This is a genomic window from Aliirhizobium wenxiniae (assembly GCF_014201355.1).
Classification (GTDB): Bacteria; Pseudomonadota; Alphaproteobacteria; order Rhizobiales; family Rhizobiaceae; genus Neorhizobium; species Neorhizobium wenxiniae.
This window is the reverse complement of the sequence record NZ_JACHEG010000001.1, coordinates 1,454,068-1,473,738: the sequence shown is the minus strand read 5'-3', so window position 1 is coordinate 1,473,738 and position 19,671 is coordinate 1,454,068. Positions and strand designations below refer to the sequence as shown.

The 19,671-nt window shown below is 60.1% G+C and carries 16 protein-coding genes; 11 read left to right on the top strand and 5 right to left on the bottom strand.

Annotated elements, in window-relative coordinates; translation table 11 throughout:
• Nucleotides 1-49 precede the first annotated feature (49 nt).
• On the bottom strand, nt 50-949 hold the full coding sequence (locus HNQ72_RS07155) for a DMT family transporter (protein WP_308422337.1): 900 nt from the start codon (nt 947-949) through the stop codon (nt 50-52).
• Between the two features lie 277 nt (nt 950-1,226).
• Here HNQ72_RS07155 and cysP point away from each other — a divergent pair, with 277 nt between their 5' ends.
• The 5 genes from cysP to HNQ72_RS07130 all read left to right on the top strand — a co-directional run bounded on the left by cysP (nt 1,227) and on the right by HNQ72_RS07130 (nt 7,630).
• Nucleotides 1,227-2,210 (top strand): thiosulfate ABC transporter substrate-binding protein CysP, encoded by a 984-nt coding sequence (gene cysP / locus HNQ72_RS07150; RefSeq protein ID WP_183990868.1) that lies wholly within the window; start codon nt 1,227-1,229, stop codon nt 2,208-2,210.
• Between the two features lie 77 nt (nt 2,211-2,287).
• Complete coding sequence (gene cysT / locus HNQ72_RS07145) at nt 2,288-3,112, top strand: sulfate ABC transporter permease subunit CysT (RefSeq protein ID WP_183990867.1); 825 nt, start codon at nt 2,288-2,290, stop codon at nt 3,110-3,112.
• Between the two features lie 3 nt (nt 3,113-3,115).
• Entirely contained in the window at nt 3,116-3,994 is an 879-nt protein-coding gene (gene cysW, locus HNQ72_RS07140; RefSeq protein ID WP_183990865.1) for a sulfate ABC transporter permease subunit CysW, read from the top strand.
• On the top strand, nt 3,991-5,010 hold the full coding sequence (locus HNQ72_RS07135; RefSeq protein WP_183990863.1) for a sulfate/molybdate ABC transporter ATP-binding protein: 1,020 nt from the start codon (nt 3,991-3,993) through the stop codon (nt 5,008-5,010). The genes cysW and HNQ72_RS07135 overlap by 4 nt, the downstream gene beginning before the upstream one ends.
• 538 nt (nt 5,011-5,548) lie before the next feature.
• Entirely contained in the window at nt 5,549-7,630 is a 2,082-nt protein-coding gene (locus tag HNQ72_RS07130) for a DEAD/DEAH box helicase (protein WP_183990861.1), read from the top strand.
• A gap of 39 nt (nt 7,631-7,669) precedes the next feature.
• On the opposite strand, the gene HNQ72_RS07125 is transcribed toward HNQ72_RS07130, so the two are convergent.
• The 3 genes from HNQ72_RS07125 to HNQ72_RS07115 all read right to left on the bottom strand — a co-directional run bounded on the left by HNQ72_RS07125 (nt 7,670) and on the right by HNQ72_RS07115 (nt 11,102).
• Entirely contained in the window at nt 7,670-8,776 is a 1,107-nt protein-coding gene (locus HNQ72_RS07125; protein ID WP_183990859.1) for a DNA alkylation repair protein, read from the bottom strand.
• A gap of 126 nt (nt 8,777-8,902) precedes the next feature.
• Nucleotides 8,903-10,339 (bottom strand): NAD-dependent succinate-semialdehyde dehydrogenase, encoded by a 1,437-nt coding sequence (locus HNQ72_RS07120; protein ID WP_183990857.1) that lies wholly within the window; start codon nt 10,337-10,339, stop codon nt 8,903-8,905.
• A 166-nt stretch (nt 10,340-10,505) separates the two neighbouring features.
• On the bottom strand, nt 10,506-11,102 hold the full coding sequence (locus HNQ72_RS07115; RefSeq protein WP_183990855.1) for a cupin domain-containing protein: 597 nt from the start codon (nt 11,100-11,102) through the stop codon (nt 10,506-10,508).
• Between the two features lie 334 nt (nt 11,103-11,436).
• Between HNQ72_RS07115 and HNQ72_RS07110 the strand changes: the two genes are divergently transcribed.
• The gene (locus HNQ72_RS07110) at nt 11,437-12,615 is read left to right on the top strand and encodes a GNAT family N-acetyltransferase (protein ID WP_183990853.1); all 1,179 of its coding nucleotides are present in this window, start codon (nt 11,437-11,439) and stop codon (nt 12,613-12,615) included.
• A 60-nt stretch (nt 12,616-12,675) separates the two neighbouring features.
• Here the strand turns inward: HNQ72_RS07110 and HNQ72_RS07105 are convergent, their stop codons facing one another.
• Nucleotides 12,676-13,851, bottom strand: coding sequence for an acyl-CoA dehydrogenase (locus HNQ72_RS07105; RefSeq protein WP_183990851.1), 1,176 nt, complete (start codon nt 13,849-13,851; stop codon nt 12,676-12,678).
• A 168-nt stretch (nt 13,852-14,019) separates the two neighbouring features.
• On the opposite strand from HNQ72_RS07105, the gene HNQ72_RS07100 reads away from it, so the two are divergent.
• The 5 genes from HNQ72_RS07100 (at nt 14,020) to HNQ72_RS07080 (ending at nt 19,597) form a co-directional block, all read left to right on the top strand.
• Nucleotides 14,020-14,937 (top strand): LysR family transcriptional regulator, encoded by a 918-nt coding sequence (locus HNQ72_RS07100; RefSeq protein WP_183990849.1) that lies wholly within the window; start codon nt 14,020-14,022, stop codon nt 14,935-14,937.
• A 109-nt stretch (nt 14,938-15,046) separates the two neighbouring features.
• Entirely contained in the window at nt 15,047-16,108 is a 1,062-nt protein-coding gene (locus tag HNQ72_RS07095; protein WP_183990847.1) for a LacI family DNA-binding transcriptional regulator, read from the top strand.
• A gap of 84 nt (nt 16,109-16,192) precedes the next feature.
• Nucleotides 16,193-17,116 (top strand): nucleoside hydrolase, encoded by a 924-nt coding sequence (locus HNQ72_RS07090; RefSeq protein ID WP_183990845.1) that lies wholly within the window; start codon nt 16,193-16,195, stop codon nt 17,114-17,116.
• Nucleotides 17,113-18,900 (top strand): adenine deaminase, encoded by a 1,788-nt coding sequence (locus HNQ72_RS07085; RefSeq protein ID WP_244654316.1) that lies wholly within the window; start codon nt 17,113-17,115, stop codon nt 18,898-18,900. Before HNQ72_RS07090 ends, HNQ72_RS07085 begins: the two co-directional genes overlap by 4 nt.
• Nucleotides 18,901-18,919: 19 nt before the next feature.
• Nucleotides 18,920-19,597 (top strand): phosphoribosyltransferase, encoded by a 678-nt coding sequence (locus HNQ72_RS07080; RefSeq protein ID WP_183990843.1) that lies wholly within the window; start codon nt 18,920-18,922, stop codon nt 19,595-19,597.
• Nucleotides 19,598-19,671 lie beyond the last annotated feature (74 nt).

Here is a 19,671-nt window from a genome sequence, read left to right as displayed (position 1 = left end):
ATAGAATTACTTTGCTATTCCAGGTCGTCACCGACATATGCTGTCGATGTTATTTGATCCCGAGTCTATGCTCCCGGAAGACGGTGAACAACCCGGCCGCAACGACGATAATGGCGCCTATGATCATGTTGATGGTGATCGTTTCGCCGAAGAACATCGTGGCGACAGCGACGCTGAGCACGATCTGCAGATAGGTGAGTGGCTGGACTTCAACGGCGGTCAGCGTCGAATAGGCCTTGATCAGGAAGAAGTGGCTGGTCGCGCCGCAGACGCAGAGCGCAAACAGGGCCGGCCAGTGTTCCGGCGCGATAGGAACCCAGTAGAACGGGCCGATCGCAGTCGCGACGATCGCACCGAAGACGCCGGTATAAAGCACACTGGTGACGGCTGAATCCTCGCGGCCGACAGCGCGGGTGGAGATGCCGTAGAGACCGAAGGCCAGCGCGCCTGCCAGTGGCCAGAGCAGTTGCAGATCGAACCGGACGCCGACCGGATTGAGGATGACCAGCACGCCGAAAAGGCCGACCACGATTGCGGTTCCACGCCGCCAGCCGACTTTTTCCCCGAGGAGCGGCACGGAGAGGATGGTGATGATAAGTGGCGTCGCCTGAAGGATTGCCTGGGTCATGGCCAAGCCTGCCCCGGTATAGGCATAAACGACGATAAAGATCTCGAGCACCAGCAGCGGCCCGCGCAGCATCTGCAGGAAGGGTCTGCGGCTGACGAACGCCTTGAGCAACCCGCCGGGTGAGAATGCGGCGAAGACGATAACAAAGGCCGCAAAAGCCCAGAAGCGGATCATCGTGAAGCTGATGACCGGATATTTGTCGGCAAGGTATTTGGAGCATCCGTCCTGGATGGCGAAAATGGTTATGGCCAGCAGGACGTAGAAATAGCCAATACTCTTGTTCTTCATGGAGGTGACGACTTCGGCAAGGAATGCGGACAAGGAAAACGAGCCGGGCTGTCGACAAGGGCAGGAGGGCTGCATCCCGGTCCTTATACGGTTGTGCAGCGCTCCGCCAGACCGGCCTCGCTAGCCGGAACCGATTTCTTGTCGCGGGCAAGAAAATATCGGGCTCAGGCACAACCGTTGCCGAATGTGGCGAAAAATGAACGGAAATTCTAAGCCGGGTTCAGGCAGAGGTGGGCGATTTCTCGCGCTTGCCCGTGCCCGCCTGTAGTTTTCCCACACTCTCATTCTCGGCCATTTTCGGAGACACCTGATGAAACGCCTCCTCATTCTCGGCACTGCGATCGCAGCCCTTTTCGTCCAGCCAGCTTTCGCGCAGGAGCAGAAGCTGCTCAACGCTTCTTACGACGTGGCGCGCGAGCTGTTCGTTGCCGTCAACGAAGCCTTCGTGAAGGGGCATCCGGGTGTCACCATCGACCAGTCGCATGCCGGCACGTCCAAGCAGGCGCGTTCGATCGTCGAAGGGCTTGAGGCCGACGTGGTGACCTTCAACCAGTCGACCGATATCGATTTTCTTGCCAAGCAGGGTTTCGTCTCGGCCGATTGGACCAAGGCATTCCCGAACAATGCCTCGCCTTTCTATTCCTTCCCGGCCTTCCTGGTGCGCGCCGGAAACCCGAAGAACATCAAGGGCTGGGCTGATCTCGCCCGTGACGACGTGCATGCCGTCTTCCCGAACCCGAAGACGTCCGGCAATGCGCGCTACACCTACCTCGCCGCCACAGCTTGGGCGAAGGAAGAGTACAAGGACGATCAGGAAAAGATCGAGGCCTATATCACCAAGATCTTCGACAACGTTCCGGTCTTCGATACCGGCGGTCGTGCGGCCACGACGACCTTCGTCGAGCGCGGCCAGGGCGACGTGCTGATCACCTTCGAGGCTGAAACCCGCGGTATCGAAAAGCAGTTCGGCAAGGACAAGGTCGAGAGCGTCATCCCGTCCGTCAGCCTGCTGGCTGAATTCCCGGTTGCCGTCGTTGACAAGGTTGCCAAGAAGCATGGCACCGAAGCGCTCGCCAAGAGCTATCTCGACTTCCTCTACACGGAAGAGGGCCAGAAGATCGCTGCCGAATTCGGCCATCGCGTCCACAACGAAAAGGTCGCTTCCGAATTCAAGAGCGAGTTCCCCGAGGTTCGCCTCGTCAAGGTCGACGACGTGTTCGGTGGCTGGGACAAGGTGCAGAAGGAACATTTCGCTTCTGGCGGCACGCTCGACAAGCTTTACGGCAGCCGCTAAGCCCAAATTGTATTCTATCAACTTTACCCGGCGGACGCGCTTTCCGCCGGGTTTTGCTGTGTAAAGGAAACGACCGCGTGAGACGACGTAATGTCCTGCCCGGCCTGCCGTTATCGCTGGGCGTGACCCTGTTTTATGTCGGCCTGATCGTCGTGCTGCCTTTGGCGGCGCTGGCATTCAAGGCCGCGAGCCTGGGTTTCGAAGATTACTGGCGGATCGTTTCGTCGTCACGTTCGATGGCGAGCTATCGCGTTACGGTGCTTTCGGCGCTCGGAGCCACTGCCTTCAACCTGTTCTTCGGGCTTTCGCTTGCCTGGGTGATCACCCGTTACCGGTTTCCCGGCAGGCGCATCGTCGATGCGGTGGTGGATTTGCCGTTTGCGCTGCCGACCGCCGTTGCCGGCATTGCGCTCACCGCGCTGTTTGCCAATAGCGGCTGGTTCGGCTCGGTGCTCGAAGGTTTCGGCATCAAGGTCGCCTATACGCCGATCGGTATCATGATCGCCATGTGCTTCACCTCGCTGCCGTTTATCGTGCGCACGGTGCAGCCGGTGCTGGAGGATCTCGATCCGGCACTGGAAGAGGCGGCGCAATCGCTCGGCGGTTCGGACTGGACGATTTTCCGCAAGGTCATCCTGCCGCTCCTGGCTCCAGCGCTTCTCGCCGGCGTGTCCTTGTCCTTTGCCCGCTGCCTCGGTGAGTTCGGCGCGATCATCTTCATCGCCGGCAATCAGCCAATGTCGACGGAGATCACCGCGCTGCTGATCTTCATCCGGCTGGAGGAATATGATTATCAGGCAGCAGCGGCGATCGCCTCCGTGCTTCTGCTTGCCGCCTTCTTCATGCTTGCTGTGACCAACTGGCTGCAGGCGCGGGCATTGCGTTACACGGTGAAGGGGTAGGCCATGAGCAATCTTTCCACCCGCCGCAAGCCGCCGCGTGTCGGCGATGCCCCGCTGTTTCGCCGTTCGCTGATAGGCATCGTTCTGGTGCTGGTCGCCTTCGTCATCGTCGCGCCGCTGGTGATCATCGGCGTCGAGGCGTTTTCGAAGGGCTGGCAGCTTTATCGCGATACGGTCATCCATCCCGATACGCTGCATGCGGTAATGCTGACCGTGCTTGCGGCGCTGATTGCGGTTCCGATCAATACGATCTTCGGCATTGCCGCAGCCTGGGCGATCACCAAATTTGATTTCTGGGGCAAGCGTTTTCTGCTCGTGGTGATCGAGATCCCGTTTTCCGTATCGCCCATCGTCGCCGGTGTCGCCTATCTGTTCGTCTACGGGCTTCAGGGCCTGTTCGGCCCGTGGCTGGATGCGCATGACATCAAGATCCTGTTTGCCGTTCCGGGCATCATCATCGCCTCGATGTTCGTCACTGCGCCCTTCGTGGCGCGCGAGCTGATCCCGCTGATGCAGGCACAGGGACGGGATCTGGAAGAGGCATCGACCTCGCTCGGCGCTTCCGGCTGGCGGACCTTCTTTGCCGTGACCTTGCCGAATGTGAAATGGGCGCTGCTTTACGGTGTCATTCTCTGCAACGCGCGTGTGATGGGCGAGTTCGGTGCGGTTTCGGTCGTGTCGGGCAATATCCGCGGCCAGACCAATACGCTGCCGCTGCATATCGAACTGCTATACCACGATTACAACGCGACCGGCGCTTTTGCCGCCGCCTCGATCCTGGCGTTGATCGCCGTCTTCACCATCATCGCCAAGGTGGCGCTCGAGCGCCAAGGTGCGGGCCGCGTCCGCAAACAGGCCAACCCGGCAGAGAAAACATCATGAAGATCCATCTCGAAAACGTCGTCAAAACCTTCGAGAGCTTTCAAGCCGTCAAGGGCGTGTCGCTCGATATCGAAAGCGGCGAGCTGGTTGCGTTGCTCGGCCCATCCGGCTCGGGCAAGACCACGATCCTGCGCATGGTGGCCGGGCTGGAATATGCCGATGGCGGCGCGATCTATTTCGGCGATCAGGACGCGACCGACATTCCGGTTCGCGATCGCGGCGTCGGTTTCGTCTTCCAGCATTACGCGCTGTTTCCGCATATGACGGTGGCCGACAATATCGCTTTCGGCATGAAGGTGTCGAAGGTGAAGCGCGACAAGGCGGCGATCGATAGCCGTGTGACGGACCTCTTGCGTCTCGTTCGGCTCGAAGGTCTCGGCGACCGTTTCCCGGCGCAGATTTCCGGCGGCCAGCGGCAGCGCGTGGCCCTTGCCCGTGCGCTTGCGGTCGATCCCAAGGTGCTGCTGCTCGACGAGCCGTTCGGGGCGCTCGATGCCAATGTGCGCCGCGATCTTCGTCGGTGGTTGCGCGAGATCCATTCGGAACTCGGGATTACCACGCTGTTCGTCACCCATGACCAGGAAGAAGCGCTCGATCTGGCCGACCGGGTGGTGATCCTGAAGGATGGACAGATCGTGCAGCAGGGCACGCCGGAAGAGGTATGCCGCGACCCGAAGTCCGCCTTCGTGATGAAATTTCTTGGCGATGCGAATGTGATCGCGGCTGATGTGCGTGATGGCCGTGCCTATGCCGGCGAGCTTTCCGTGGAGGCTGCCGGTGTGGCTGACGGCAGGGCAGAGCTATACGCGCGGCCGAGCGATATCGACTGGTCCGAGCAAGGGCCGGGGATTGCGGCCGAGATCACCCGTGTTCTCGACCGGGCGGATGGCAGGCGCGTGCTGGCGACGACGGGCGCCGGCGAGGCGCTGGAGTTCGATGTGGAGCCGGAGCGGGTGGTGAAGGCTGGAGAGACGGGTTTTGTGACGCTACGGCGCGCGAAGGTGTTCGGGGTTTAAAAGCTCGGCGCTTCGCCGGCTTGCGGATCGAGACTAAGCAGCAGTAGATGGTGTCATAAGATTAGGTTGCAATCTGATGTCACTCTATCAAAAGTCCTGGCTATATGTCGGATGGATGTTGTTCGTTTTTATCACGTCAACCTTCTGGCTGTCCTATCTCACTCGGATTTACGGCGTTCCGGGACAGGTGGTCGGCTCAATTATCTGGCTGGCCCATGGCTTGCCCGCGCTTTTTTGGTTTAAATGCCGGATGTGTGGGGTGTCGATCTTCAGTCGACGCAAAACAATATCGCTCTTTCGGACTGACAAAGTGAGCTGGTTGCCGCAACGGGCATTTCCCGGCAAGCGTTGCGCAAATTGCGGCGCTGACCATACTGTTATAAGGTAGGTATCGCTCATTTCTATAAGCGGGCGCCCCGCGCAAACCACCCATGCTTTGACTTTTTGCAGCTTACACTATACGGACGGCGCAAACGTTCGGCTGCGATCGTTGCAGCCTTGGCCTTAAAGAGCCAGACACATCCGAAAGACAACATTGATGACCGATATCAACGGCGCCGTTCCGGCGATCGCGAAGGCTTTGCAGAAGCGTGGTTATGAGACGCTGACCCCCGTCCAGCAGGCGATGCTGGATCCGGCGCTCGTAACTGCCGATGCGCTGGTTTCCGCCCAGACGGGTTCCGGCAAGACGGTCGCCTTCGGCATTGCCATGGCGCCGACCCTGCTCGAAGATCGCGACAGCTTCGGCCGCGCTGGCGCCCCGCTTGCGCTCGTCATCGCTCCGACCCGCGAGCTTGCCATGCAGGTAAAGCGCGAACTCGACTGGCTTTATGCCGAAGCAGGTGCCGTGATCACGTCCTGCGTCGGCGGCATGGATATCCGCAACGAGCGCCGGGCGCTGGAACGCGGTGCGCATATCGTTGTCGGCACGCCGGGCCGTATCTGCGATCATATCCGTCGCAATGCGCTCGACATGTCCGAGGTTCGTGTTGCCGTGCTCGACGAAGCCGACGAGATGCTCGATCTCGGTTTCCGCGAAGACCTGGAATTCATCCTTGAATCGGCTCCGGACGAACGCCGCACGCTGATGTTCTCGGCGACCGTTCCGGCCGCTATCGCCAAGCTTGCCAAGAGCTACCAGCGCGATGCCGTGCGTATCTCCACCCAGGCCGAACAGAAGCAGCATGTCGATATCGATTATCGCGCCCTTCTGGTCACGCCGTCCGACCGCGAAAACGCGATCGTCAACGTGCTGCGTTATTACGAAGCGCCGAATGCGATCGTGTTCTGTTCGACGCGTGCGGCCGTTAACCACTTGCATTCGCGGCTTTCCAACCGCAATTTCTCCGTCGTGGCGCTGTCCGGCGAATTGACCCAGAACGAGCGTACCCATGCGCTGCAGGCGATGCGCGATGGCCGCGCCCGCGTCTGCATCGCGACCGACGTTGCCGCCCGCGGTATCGACCTGCCGGGTCTCGAACTCGTCATCCATGCGGATCTTCCGACCAATTCGGAAACGCTGCTGCACCGTTCGGGCCGTACCGGCCGCGCGGGCCGCAAGGGCGTCAGCGCGCTGATCGTGCCGGTCACCCAGCGCCGCAAGGCCGAGCGCCTGCTGTTCGGCGCCAAGGTCGAGCCGACATGGGCGAACCCGCCGTCTGCCGACGAAGTGACGGTGCGTGACGAGGAGCGGCTGTTCGCCGATCCGATCTTTACCGAAGTGACGACCAATGAGGACGAGCAGGCGCTGATCGCCAAGCTCACCGAACGTTTCGACGCTGAACGACTTGCCTCCGCTTTCGTTGCGCTCTATCGCGGTAAGAATTCCGCGCCGGAAGATGTCAGCGTGGTTTCGCTCGAAGCGCGCAAGCCGCGTGACGGCAGCCAGGGCGATCCGGCTTCGCGGCCGCTGACCCCGCGCGGCGATTTCGGTCCGGCCGTTTGGTTCTCTCTGTCGGTTGGCCGCAAGCAGCGCGCCGAACCGCGCTGGCTGATCCCGACGATCTGCAAAAGCGGTGATCTCAGCAAGAACGAGATCGGCGCAATCAAGATGCAGGCCGACGAGACCTTCGTCGAAATCGCCGAAGCGCATGCCGACAAGTTCATGGCGAAGCTTGGCAAGGACAAGACGATGGAACGCGGCATCCGCGTGACGCGTCTGGATGGCGCTCCGGACTTTTCGAAATTCTCTCGCGGCACGGATGACGAGGGCTTTACCAAGCGCGAAGGCCCGCGGATGGACAAGCCCTGGAAGGACAAGCCTTTCAAGGATGGTCCGAAGAAGGACGGTTTCCGCAAGGACAAGCCTTATGCCAAGGACGGCCCGCGTGGCGACAAGGCGTTTGGTGACAAGCCTTACCGCGAAAAGGCATCCGGCGATGCGCCGCGCAAGGACTGGAAGCCGAAGGGCGAAAAGCCGAGTGCCGAGCGCCGTATGGACGATGACGTCTGGGGCGAAAAGCCGAAGGGCGATTTTGCCAAGAAAAGCGGCGACAAGCCGTTTGATGACAAGCCCTTCAAGAAGAAGGCTTTTGGCGACAAGCCGTTTGCCAAGGCCGATGGCGACAAGCCGTTCAAGAAGAAGCCTGCGGCCAAGGGCGGGTTCGATAAGCGGAAGTAAGGATCAGAGCATCGCCCCGGCGGTGCTCTTTCTTTTTATTCAGGTAATGAGATCGAACGCAGCTTCACCTAAAACCTCGCCGTTGACGATCAGTTCGACGGCGTGGCTTCCCGGATAATGAATGCGGGTGGTGAAGTCGCGGATGGCTCGGTTTATGGTGAGTTCCGCGCCTGCATTCGGCGCGAGCGTCAGTTCCTTCCACTTGAACACCTTCTTCGAGGTGCCGCCTGGTTTCTTGACGTAGTGGACGGCGTAGTCGATCACCAGCTTCTGCGGAGCAATGCCGGTCGAGGTGAGTTTCGTGGTGATCTCTACCGCGCCACCGAGCTTCAGAGAGGATGGGGTGACCGAGAAAGCCTCCACCTTGACCTCCGCCTTGTGGCCTGCGCCGAAGACATGAAGGGCGCGGGTATCGCCTTTTTTGACCAGGGTGCGAAGCGCCTGTTTCATGATCCAGGCGGTGCGGATATCCCCCTGATCCCAGTGTGAAAGCTTTTCCAGAACCCATTCCGGGTGGTCCTTGGTGATGTCGTTCAGGTGGTTGGCAACGGACTTGCGGACATAGAGGCTCGGGTCGCTTTTCAGGTTTTCAAGGATCGGGGCAACCGGCGCGGGGTCGGCAATCAGCTGTTTCAGCTGGAAGGACCAGGGCAGGCGCGGGCGGCAGCCTTCCGAAGACAGGCGGCGGACATGTTCGTTGTCGTCTTGCGACCAATCCCGCATCACTGCCAGCGTGCGCGGCATGTCCTTCAGGAGGAAATGCCGGACGGCGAATTCGGATGAGCCGAAGCGGGTGAGATAAGCCAACGCCTTCATCGACAGGTCGAAATGATCCTGGCCGTAAAGCGCCACATATTCCGGCAGGGTGATCGAGGCGAAGCCGTGGTTGATGCGTGGCGCGAGCGTCCAGAGGATCTCGATATTCTTCTCGTAGGGGCCGGGCAGGGTTGCGTGGAAGGAGACCGCGATCTGCCGCAAGCGCTGCATGATGCTGAGATTGTCCAGTCCTTCGGATGCGAGCTGGAGGAAGCGTTCGCCATTGAACGCCGGATGGATGGCAGCCGTCTCGCGGGCGAAATGGTTCAGCCGGTCACGGTTGAAGATTTCCTTCAGGAGAGGGGCGGTTTCCGTTTCCGTATCGGCCATCGTCACATCCATTTGTTCACTATTTGTTTTCGTAATCCACTACACGGATACAGGCAATCCCCAAAAACAAAACCGGCCGGAGCGTGGGCTCCGGCCGGTTCGTAAATGCGATTGCAGATGGAGCGATCAGTTCATCTGGGTGACGTATTTGGTTTCGAGATAGGCAGCGACGGCTTCCGAGCCGCCTTCGGTGCCATAGCCGGAATCCTTCATGCCGCCGAACGGGACTTCCGGCAGCGCCAGACCGTTGTGGTTGATGGTCAGCATGCCGGCTTCGACTTCGCGGCCGAGTGCATGGGCGGTTTTGACCGAGCCGGTGAAGGCGTAGGATGCAAGGCCGAAGGGCAGGCGGTTGGCCTCGGTGATCGCGTCTTCATAGGACGAGAAGCGGTTGATGATGGCGATCGGGCCAAAAGGCTCGTCGTTCATGATCTTGGCCGAGGTCGGAACGTTGGCAAGAACGGTCGGCTCGAAGAAGTTACCCTTGTTGCCAATGCGCTTGCCGCCGGTCTTCAGTTCGCCGCCGTTCGATACTGCGTCCTGGATCAGTGCTTCCATGGCCGGGATGCGGCGCTCGTTGGCAAGCGGACCCATGACGGTATCTGCTTCGAGACCGTTGCCGACCTTGATGGCTTCCGCAGCCTTGACGAAACCTTCGAGGAACTTGTCGGCGACGCCGTCCTGAACCAGGAAACGGGTCGGGGAGACGCAGACCTGACCGGCATTGCGGAACTTCGACATGGCGCTGATTTCGATCGCCTTGTCGAGATCGGCGTCATTGAAGACCATGACCGGAGCGTGGCCGCCGAGTTCCATCGTGGCGCGCTTCATGTGCTTGCCGGCGAGCGCTGCGAGATGCTTGCCGATCGGGGTGGAGCCGGTGAAGGAGATCTTGCGGATGACCGGATGCGGGATCAGGTACTCGGATACTTCCGCCGGGATGCCGTAGACCAAGCCGATGACGCCAGCCGGGATGCCGGCATCGGCAAAGGCGCGGATTAGTTCGGCAGGCGATGCCGGGGTTTCTTCCGGTGCCTTGACGATGATCGAGCAGCCGGTTGCGACGGCGGCGGAAAGCTTGCGGACGATCTGGTTGATCGGGAAGTTCCACGGGGTGAAGGCTGCGACCGGGCCGACCGGCTGCTTGATGGTCATCTGGGCGACGCCGGAGAAGCGGGCCGGGATGATCTGGCCGTAGGTGCGGCGTGCCTCTTCGGCGAACCAGTCGATCGTATCGGCGGCGCCCATGATTTCCATCTTGGACTGTGCCAGCGGCTTGCCCTGTTCGCGGGTCATCAGCCAGGCGATATTGTCAGCGCGCTCGCGCAGGATATCGGCTGCCTTACGCATCAGCTTCGAACGGTCGAAGGGAGCCGTGTCGCGCCAGATCTTGAAACCCTTGTCGGCGGCTTGAAGCGCCAGATCGAGGTCCGCCTTGCGGGCATGGGCAATCTTGCCGATCACTTCGTCGGTTGCCGGATCGGTAACTTCGATCGTTTCGCCGCCGATGGCATCGCGCCATTCGCCGTTGATGAAAAGCTTTACGTCGGGATAGGTCTGCATGGGGGTCCACTTTCGTTTTGAAACGTCAGGTCGCGCGGCGGGGTGCCGCGGGCAGAAGGGGCGGATGGGTTCCGGTGCCTGAGTTAAGACAATCACTGCCGACAATCAACCGGCGGTGCGGTCAAAAAAGTCATACTAATTGGATTAACGACTGGCGGTCTGCCGATTAGAGATAGGGCGGCGTGACGGCGCTGACGACTTCGCAGCGTTCCGTGCCGATATTGCGGTAACGATGCGGCAGGCGGCTGTTGAACAAATAGGCATCACCGCGTTTCAGGATGCGGGTCTGGCTACCGACAGTCACTTCCAGTTCGCCGGCGACGACAACCCCGCCTTCCTCCGCCTCGTGGGCCAGCATGGTTTCACCGGTATCGGCGCCTGGCTCGTAGAACTCGTGAAAGATCTGGACGCTGTGGGATTTCGCATCACCGACCTGAAGCAGCGTCAGCGGGCCTTTCGACAAGGGGGTTAGTTCGTCGGCGCGAAAGAAGATCTGGTCGACGGGCGGCAGGGTAAGTGCAAAGAAATCCGTCAGCGGATAGTTGATCGCCTCGAGAATTTTCTTCAACGACGCGACGGAAGGGCTGACCTTGTTCTTTTCGATCAGCGACACGAGCGAATGGGTAACGCCGGCCTTCACCGCCAATGCCCGCTGCGACAGACCATAGCTCTGCCGCACGAGCCGCAGGCGATCGCCGACATCGAACTGGTTCTCGGCATCGTTCTGAGCGACGGTTTTTCCCGCATCATCCGTTGCGTGCATGCTTTGCGAGGTCTTTCCTGTGCGTGTTTATCGCTTTCTTCGAGCTGCATCGCGTTGATACACCCGGGGCATCGCCTTGGCCAATGACGAATAGCGGCGCGAACTGTGAGTTTCTATGCCTTGAGACCGGTTTGTTGTCGTCTTATCCAAATATTTGAGGAAATCTGGATGTTAACTCGTATGTCGTCCTTTATCTTGGTTCGGTGAGTTTAATTATTTTAAATGTATTTGTTGTTTTTCGAAATGTGCTTTGTTTGTTTTAAGTTTATTTGTTATCTCTGAAAGCAAGAGGGGTTTTTATTTAAGCCCACAGTGAATCCGAAGGGGAGGTCGGATGTTGCACTCTGTTTTAGTCGATGGCGTGGAGGCTTTTGTTCAACTCGAAGATAAGTGGAACGACCTCGCGCGATCAGTTGTGACGTGCCACTACACGCAGACATTTGAGTGGGCAAAGCTCGGGTGGGAGACGAGGGACGCTTCTGCAGGTGACCGGTTGATATGCGCGACCGTCTGGTTGGGTGCTCGGCTTGTCGCGGTCTGGCCGTTCCAGCGAAACCGGCTAGGCCCTGCGACCCGTCTTGAGCCATTGGGCTGCGGTATCCACGAAGAATATGGTGATCCGCTGATGGCGCCCGATATGAATGCGGACGAAATCTGCCGGGAGCTGTTGGCGCTTCTACGCCCGATGGCTGATATCATCGAGGTGCCGTTTGTTGAACAGTATGGTGCCGCGCGGCAGGTTCTGGAAAGAACAGGCGTCTTTAACATCCCCAATCCGTTGGATAGCTATATGATCGAGCGCCGCGGCGTGGAAAACTTCGATGATCTGCTCCAGGCCTATTCTTCCAAATTCCGCACCAACCTGAAGCAGGGGCGCAAGAGACTTCTCAAGCTCGGGGAGCTGCGGTTCGAACTTCCTGAAGATTATGCCAGTTCTGTCGAGACGATCGATTGGGTGATCGAGGAGAAGCGACGCTGGCTCCGCCGCATGGGCAAGTCATGCCCATGGCTTGGCAAAGGCGAAGCGCGGGCGTTTTTTCTGGCGGCTTCGATGAAGCGTGGCGAGCTGGGGCGCGTAGGCCTCTTTCGCCTCACGCTGAACGGCAAGCCGATAGCGGCGTTCCTGACCATGATTGACCGAACCCGTGTCGAGCTTTTAGCCACCAGTTTTGATCCCGACTATGCGCGCTATTCACCTGGTATGCTTATCATCGAGGATGCGGTGCGCTGGTGTTTTGAGCATGGCCTGGATTTCGACATGCGGATATTGCGCATGGACTACAAGGAGCGTTGGTCGAACGCGCAGACAGTCCGGATTCAATACCGCGCGCCTTTGACGGTTAAGGGCGCGCTGGTCTTGCTGCCCGACTATCTTTCCTACTCTCTCTTCCGGACGCTGCGCGCAATCTTCAATGCGGAGCAGCGGGCGTCGATCCGGCGCATGATGAAATGGCGACCTTGGGCAAGTGGCCGGAGCCAATCAGCGGATCCCCAGATCGAGCCGAGCGTGTAAAAGCCCGGCTCGCAAGGCGGCCGGGCTTTGAGGGCGAAGTTACCGAAGCGGGGTCGCAGATCAGAAAAAGGCCTGAATACCTGTCTGTGCGCGGCCGAGGATGAGCGCGTGGACGTCGTGGGTGCCTTCGTAGGTGTTGACCGTTTCCAGATTCTGCGAATGGCGCATGACGTGATATTCGACCTGGATGCCGTTGCCGCCGTGCATGTCGCGGGCTTGGCGAGCGATATCCAGAGCCTTGCCGCAATTGTTGCGCTTGACGATGGAGATCATTTCCGGCGCCATCCGGTGCTGGTCCATCAACTGGCCGACGCGTAAGCTGGCCTGCAGGCCGAGGGTGATTTCGGTCTGCATGTCGGCGAGTTTCTTCTGGTAAAGCTGCATGCCGGCGAGCGGCTTGCCGAACTGTTTGCGATCCAGTCCATACTGGCGGGCGCGGAACCAGCAATCTTCAGCCGCGCCCATGACGCCCCAGGATATGCCGTAGCGGGCGCGGTTGAGGCAGCCGAACGGGCCTTTGAGGCCTGACACGTTTGGAAGAAGCGCGTCTTCGCCGACTTCGACGCTATCCATGACGATTTCGCCGGTGATCGAGGCACGCAGCGAGAGCTTGCCGCCGATCTTGGGTGCGGAGAGGCCTTTCATGCCTTTTTCCAGAACGAAGCCGCGGATTTCGTTATTATGGGCTTCCGACTTTGCCCAGACGACAAAGACGTCGGCGATGGGGGCGTTGGAGATCCACATTTTCGAGCCGCGCAGGCGGTAGCCGCCTTCGATCTTTTCCGCGCGGGTCTTCATGCCGCCCGGATCGGAACCGGCATCCGGTTCGGTGAGGCCGAAACAGCCGATCAGTTCGCCCGAGACGAGACCCGGCAAATACTTCTTCTTCTGCTCGTCGGAGCCGTAGGCAAAGATCGGGTAGATGACCAGCGAGGACTGGACGCTCATCATCGAACGGTAGCCTGAATCGATGCGTTCGATCTCGCGGGCGACGAGGCCGTAGGCGACGTAGGAGGCATTGGCTGCGCCATATTCTTCCGGCAGCGTGACGCCGAGAAGGCCGGTCTGCCCCATAAGCTTAAAGAGACCGGCGTCGGTCTTTTCCTCAAGATAGGCTTCCTCGACCCGCGGCAGGAGTTCAGACTTGGCAAAGGCGGCCGCCGCGTCGCGGATCATACGCTCCTCTTCGGTCAGCTGATCTTCGATGAGGAAAGGATCGTTCCAGATAAAGGCCAAGGGGGTCTCCGATGTTTTTGGTAGGACGGGTGTCGCCGGCCGAGTTTCGGGCTGGCGGCGCAGGGTGAAGTCTTCGTCGCCAAGCAATTTCTCTTGCAGATTATCGTCCCGCGGTCGTTTGTCGCAAGGCCCGTTTACTCAATCGGCCATGAGGGTTAGTAATAGGGCATGAAAGAGCTTTCGCGAAAACTCCTGCCTTCTACCTCAGCGCTTGCCGCCTTCGATTCCGTTGCGCGGCTCGGCAGTTTTTCACTTGCGGCGGACGAGTTGTCGCTGACGCAAGGCGCTATAAGTCGCCAAGTTTCCGGGCTTGAGGAGCAGCTTGGGGTGATGCTTTTCGACCGAACCAGCCGTGGCGTCGTGTTGACATCGGCGGGCGCGGATTTTGCGAAAGCGATCGCCGGTGCACTGTCGCAGATCCGCTCGGCATCGCTCCACGCCATGACCAAACGGCATAGCGACCAGCTCAATCTGGCGATCCTGCCGACATTCGGTACGCGCTGGCTGATGCCGCGCATTCCGGGCTTCGTTGCACGGCATCCGGAAATCACGCTGAATTTTGCGACCCGTATCGGTCTGTTCGATTTCGACCGGGACGGTATCGATATGGCAATCCATGTCGGTCAACCTGAATGGCCGGGTGCCGAATGTACTTTTCTGATGGATGAGATGGTGGCTCCGGTCTGTTCGCCTGCATTTCTCCGCTCTCATCCGGTTGTGCAGGCGCAAGATTTATTGCGGCTGCCGCTTCTGCATATGGCGTCACGGCCGGGCGGGTGGAAGCATTGGTTCGAGAGCCTTCGGATTGCCGGCAGCATGAGCGAGGGTATGCGGTTCGAGCAATTCGGCAGCGTCACGCAGGCGTGTCTCGCGGGTCTGGGTGTCGGGCTGATGCCGCTTTTCCTGATCGATACGGAACTCGCGAGCGGGCAGCTGGTGGAGGCATTTCCGCATCAGGTGGTCAGTCCCAGCGCCTACTACGTGGTCGCGCCGCAGGCGAAGGCCAGTTTCCCGCCGGTCGTCGCCTTTCGGGCATGGCTGATGGAAGAGGTGGCGCGCTATCGGCAGGAAATCGTGGCCTGGTAGCAATGGCTGTGCATTACTCTATATAAAAGGTTGTATTTCGCTCGACATAAGGAGCATATGCAGATATGGTTGGTTAAACGATTAATCACCTTGGAACGCAGCAGATACGATGAGTGTCGATCGGCCGCCAGCGACGATGACGGAAATTGCCGCCGCCCTTGGTGTGTCTTCGGCAACCGTGTCGAATGCGCTTTCCGGCAAGGGGCGGGTCTCCGCCGAGCTTTCTGCAAAAATCCGGCAGGCCGCGGAAGAGCTTGGTTATGTGCCGAGCCATGCGGCGCGGGCGCTCAGAACGGGGCGGACGGGTGTCATCGGCCTGGTTCTGCCGGATATTTCCAATCCATTGTTTCCGCAGATCGCACAGGCGATCGAGCAGGCGGCGGCTTCTGCCGGGTTCGGCGTATTGATCGCCGATAGTCGCGGGGAAATCGCCCAGCAGACGGCGGCGATCGGTCGCCTGATAGAACGCGGCGTCGACGGCATGATCGTCGTTCCCCGTCGGGGATCGCGGATTGCCGATATCGGCACTCCCGTGGCGATCATCGACAGTCCGTCGACGCCCGGCAACACGGTGTCGTCCGACCATTGGGACGGCGGAGTGCAGATGGGGCGCCATCTTGCCTCTCTCGGGCACCGGAAGGTGCTGCTGATTGCCCATAGCCGGGAATCGAATGTGCAGAATGACCGGATCGGCGGCCTCAGAGCCGGCCTCGGCAAGGAAGTCTGCTGCGAGACCCTGTGGGTGGAGGATCTGGAAGCTTCGAAGGGGGCGGGTTGCGCGCTCGGCCTCTCCGTCCGGGTGGCTGACGGATTTACCGGCTTTGCTGCCGTCTATGATCTTCTGGCGCTGCGTGCGCTGACGGAATTGCAGCGTGACGGTATCGATGTTCCGCTTCAGGCCAGTGTCAGCGGTTTCGACGATCTTGTCTGGTCGTCGGTGGTGATGCCGCCGATCACCACCTTGCGGCAGGACCTTGCGACGATTGCGGAATGTGCCGTGGAGGCTCTCGGTCATGCGATTGCGGACAGTGAGGCCTCTGCCGGTGACCTGATCGCTGCGAGGCCTGATTGTGAAGGTGTGCCGATGACGCTGATGGTCCGTCAATCGACGGGGCCGGCGGCGATCTCGGTTGTAAGCGATGCTGGCAATGCTCGGGAGGATGGTAGGTGAAAACCCTTATCCTCCGTATTCAATCTCTCGTGTATATGGACGCCCCGATGGATCGTCCGGTTGTATCTTTGGAGTGTGCTTGAAATGGGTGTTTGGATCGATACCGATATGGGGTTCGATGATCTGGCCGCCATCATGGTTGTCGCCCATGGCGGGCTTGCCATCGACGGGATTTCGCTTGTGCTGGGCAATGCGCCGCTGGATCAGGTGCGCCGCAATGCGGCTGGTGCCGCGGCGGCCTTCGTCTGGCCGTTTCCCATTCACGCCGGGCGGGCAAAGCCGGTACTCGGCAAGCTGGAGACAGCGGTTTCGATCCTCAGCGATGCGGGCATGCCGACTGCGGGTGAAGCACTGCCGGCCGGACCGGATACATTCGTTGAGGATGCGTTCGAGGCACTTTGTTCATGGTTGGAGCGCAGCGAAGGCGAGCGACGCATTCTGGCGCTCGGGCCTCTTACCAACATTGCAGCCGTGGCGCTGGCGCGGCCGGATCTCGCCGCCAAGATCACCGACCTGACATGGATGGGCGGCGGACTGACTGCCGGCAATCACACGGCATCCGCCGAGTTCAACGCCTTTGCCGATCCGGAAGCGGTAGCAATCGTTCTCGCCCACGGCATACCGTTGCGGATGGTCGATCTCGATCTTTGCCGCAAAGTGCTTTGCGCGCCGGAAGATGTTGAGCCGGTGCGCTCTGCCGGTGGCCGCAATGCAACGCTGCTGGCCGATCTGCTGGCTGGTTTCGTTTCGATCGCCACCAGCCGCGGGCGCAAGGCGATGTCGCTTTATGACGCTGTTGCGGCGGTGGCCTTCGTGCAGCCGGATCTTGCGACATGGCAGGATGCGCGGATCGACATGGAACTGACGGGCAGCCACACGCGTGGTCGCACCGTGGTCGAGACACGAGCGGGCAAGGCCGAATTCAACGCGCAGTTTGCGGCGGATATCGATGCCGCAAAGGCCAAGCAGTCCATTCTCGATGCATTGAAGGCGGAGGCAAGCTGGTGAAGGACATTATCGCAACCGTTGGCGAATTTACCGAACCGTGCTTTCGCGATCATGCCGTGAAGGTCGCACGCGGAGATGCGCCCTTCGACATCCTGATTGCCGGTGGCACGCTGGTGGACGTGGTGACCGGTGAGCTGCGTCCTGCCGATATCGGTATTGTCGGGCCGCTCATCGTCAGCGTTCACGAGCGCGGTGAGCGCTCGGATGCGGCGCAGGTGATCAATGCGACCGGCGCGTTCGTCTCTCCCGGCCTGATCGATACGCATATGCATATCGAAAGCTCTATGGTGACGCCGGCGACCTATGCGGAGACTGTGGTGCCGCGCGGCGTGACGACGGTGGTCTGGGATCCGCATGAATTCGGCAATGTCTGCGGTGTCGATGGCGTGGCATGGTCTGTGGAGGCTGTCCGCTCGCTGCCGCTTCGCGCCGTCGTGATGGCGCCGTCTTGCGTTCCGTCTGCTCCCGGCTATGAGGTCGCTGGAGCGGACTTCGATGCCGATGTGATCGATGAAATGCTGCTGTGGCCAAAGATTGCCGGTCTTGCGGAAGTGATGAATATGCGCGGCGTGATCGACCGCGAACCACGCATCAGCAATATCGTGCAGAATGCGCTCGTTTCGGAAAAGCTTGTCAGCGGTCATGCCCGCGGCCTTGCTGGCGGTGATCTTGCCGCTTTCATGACGGCTGGCGTCACGTCCGATCACGAGCTGACTTCCGCTGAAGACCTGATGCAGAAGCTGCGTGCCGGTCTGACGATCGAGATGCGTGGCTCGCATGACCACCTTCTGCCGGAATTCGTCGCGGCGCTGAACACGCTCGGGCATCTGCCGCAGACGGTGACGATATGCACCGACGACGTGTTCCCCGACGATCTCGTCGATGGCGGCGGTCTAGATGATGTGGTGCGCCGGCTGGTGCGCTACGGGATGAAGCCGGAATGGGCGCTGCAGGCAGCGACGCTGAACGGATCGGTCAGGATCGGCCGCGCCGATCTCGGATTGATCGCGGCAGGTCGCCGGGCGGATATCGTGCTCTTCGAAGATCTCAAGGATTTTCGCACACGTGCGGTCGTGGCGAGCGGCCACATCGTCTCGCGCGATGGAAAGATGATGGGCGATGTGTGCCGGATGAACCCCAATCCGCTGCGTCGTTCGGTAAAGCTGCAGGCTCTGCAGGAAGATGATTTCAAACTTCGCTCTGAAGGTACCCGGGTGAGGGTCGCGACCATTGATCGGCCGCGGTTCACACGCTGGGGGCAGGCGGATGCGGTTGTCGAAAACGGGTTCGTGGTACCCCCGCAGGAATCGGTGTTGATCGCCGTGACTCATCGCCATGGCCGTGTCGACAGCCGCACCCGGTTGGGTTTCCTCACCGGCTGGGGCAATTGGAAGGGCGCTTTCGCGACGACCGTTGCGCATGACAGTCATAACCTCACCGTTTTTGGTTCCGATCCGCGCGATATGGCGGCTGCTGCCAATGCGGTGATCGCATCGGGCGGCGGCATGGCAGTTGCGATCGGCGGCGAAGTGGTGAGCCTTTTGCCGCTGCCGCTGGCTGGCCTCGTGTCCGAAGAGCCGGTCGAGGTGGTCGCCGATCAGTTCCGGGCGATCCGTGCGGCTATGGACAAGGTTGTCGACTGGCAGCCGCCATACCTCGTCTTCAAGGCCTGCTTCGGCGCGACGCTTGCCTGCAATGCGGGACCGCATCAGACCGACCGGGGCATTGCCGACGTAACCACCGGCACGCTATTGGAAAGCCCGATACTGGAAGTTCTGGCGTAATATAGATTTTGGAGACGCGATGCAGCCGCATGAATTCTGGCAGGAGCTGCATGCTCCCGGTTCTTTTGATGAGACCGGGCCGTTTTCCGGGTTTTTTCCGGCGCGGCTTGATAGCGGCGAACAGATCAGGCTGCCGATCCGGCCGCTTGCTGACGGACAACATGCTCTGGCATCGCTGATCATCAACCAGGCGAGTTTCGATGTGCAGGATGCGCTTGCGGCGGATCTGGCGCCGAAGATCGCGGCACTTCGGCCCGAAGTGATTGTCGGCCTGCCGACACTGGGCCTGACGCTTGCCGCCGCTGTGGCGCGGATGCTGGGTTTTGCCCGTTACGTGCCGCTCGGGACATCGAAGAAGTTTTGGTACGACGAAGAGCTTTCCGTGCCGCTTTCCTCGATCACCACACCGGAGCAACAGAAACGGCTATATGTCGACCCGCGCATGATGCCGCTGATCGAAGGAAAGCGTGTGGCGCTGGTCGATGATGTAATTTCCTCCGGTACCTCGATCATTTCCGGGCTGACGCTGATGACTTCGCTCGGGATCGAGCCAGTGGTCATCGGCGCCGCCATGCTGCAATCGGATCGCTGGGAAAAGAAGCTCGACGATTTCGGGCCTGAGTGGAAGAGCCGCGTGGTTTCCTGTTTTCGCACGCCGATATTGAGCAGGGCCGGCGAAGAGCTTTGGTCGCACTGATTTTTTCGGCTTGCGGACATGAGATTGCTGGCTAGGATCGCGACACCCTACCTCAAGACCCAAGCGAAATTTTC

Excerpts from the sequence above, each read along its gene's own strand:
- HNQ72_RS07115 (WP_183990855.1), bottom strand. The coding sequence starts at position 11,102 with ATGCACGCAACGGATGATGCGGGAAAAACCGTCGCTCAGAACGATGCC.
- HNQ72_RS07090 (WP_183990845.1), top strand. The coding sequence starts at position 16,193 with ATGGGTGTTTGGATCGATACCGATATGGGGTTCGATGATCTGGCCGCC.
- HNQ72_RS07100 (WP_183990849.1), top strand. The coding sequence starts at position 14,020 with ATGAAAGAGCTTTCGCGAAAACTCCTGCCTTCTACCTCAGCGCTTGCC.
- HNQ72_RS07080 (WP_183990843.1), top strand. The coding sequence starts at position 18,920 with ATGCAGCCGCATGAATTCTGGCAGGAGCTGCATGCTCCCGGTTCTTTT.
- HNQ72_RS07120 (WP_183990857.1), bottom strand. The coding sequence starts at position 10,339 with ATGCAGACCTATCCCGACGTAAAGCTTTTCATCAACGGCGAATGGCGC.
- cysW (WP_183990865.1), top strand. The coding sequence starts at position 3,116 with ATGAGCAATCTTTCCACCCGCCGCAAGCCGCCGCGTGTCGGCGATGCC.
- cysP (WP_183990868.1), top strand. The coding sequence starts at position 1,227 with ATGAAACGCCTCCTCATTCTCGGCACTGCGATCGCAGCCCTTTTCGTC.
- HNQ72_RS07135 (WP_183990863.1), top strand. The coding sequence starts at position 3,991 with ATGAAGATCCATCTCGAAAACGTCGTCAAAACCTTCGAGAGCTTTCAA.
- HNQ72_RS07125 (WP_183990859.1), bottom strand. The coding sequence starts at position 8,776 with ATGGCCGATACGGAAACGGAAACCGCCCCTCTCCTGAAGGAAATCTTC.
- HNQ72_RS07110 (WP_183990853.1), top strand. The coding sequence starts at position 11,437 with ATGTTGCACTCTGTTTTAGTCGATGGCGTGGAGGCTTTTGTTCAACTC.
- HNQ72_RS07095 (WP_183990847.1), top strand. The coding sequence starts at position 15,047 with ATGAGTGTCGATCGGCCGCCAGCGACGATGACGGAAATTGCCGCCGCC.
- HNQ72_RS07130 (WP_183990861.1), top strand. The coding sequence starts at position 5,549 with ATGACCGATATCAACGGCGCCGTTCCGGCGATCGCGAAGGCTTTGCAG.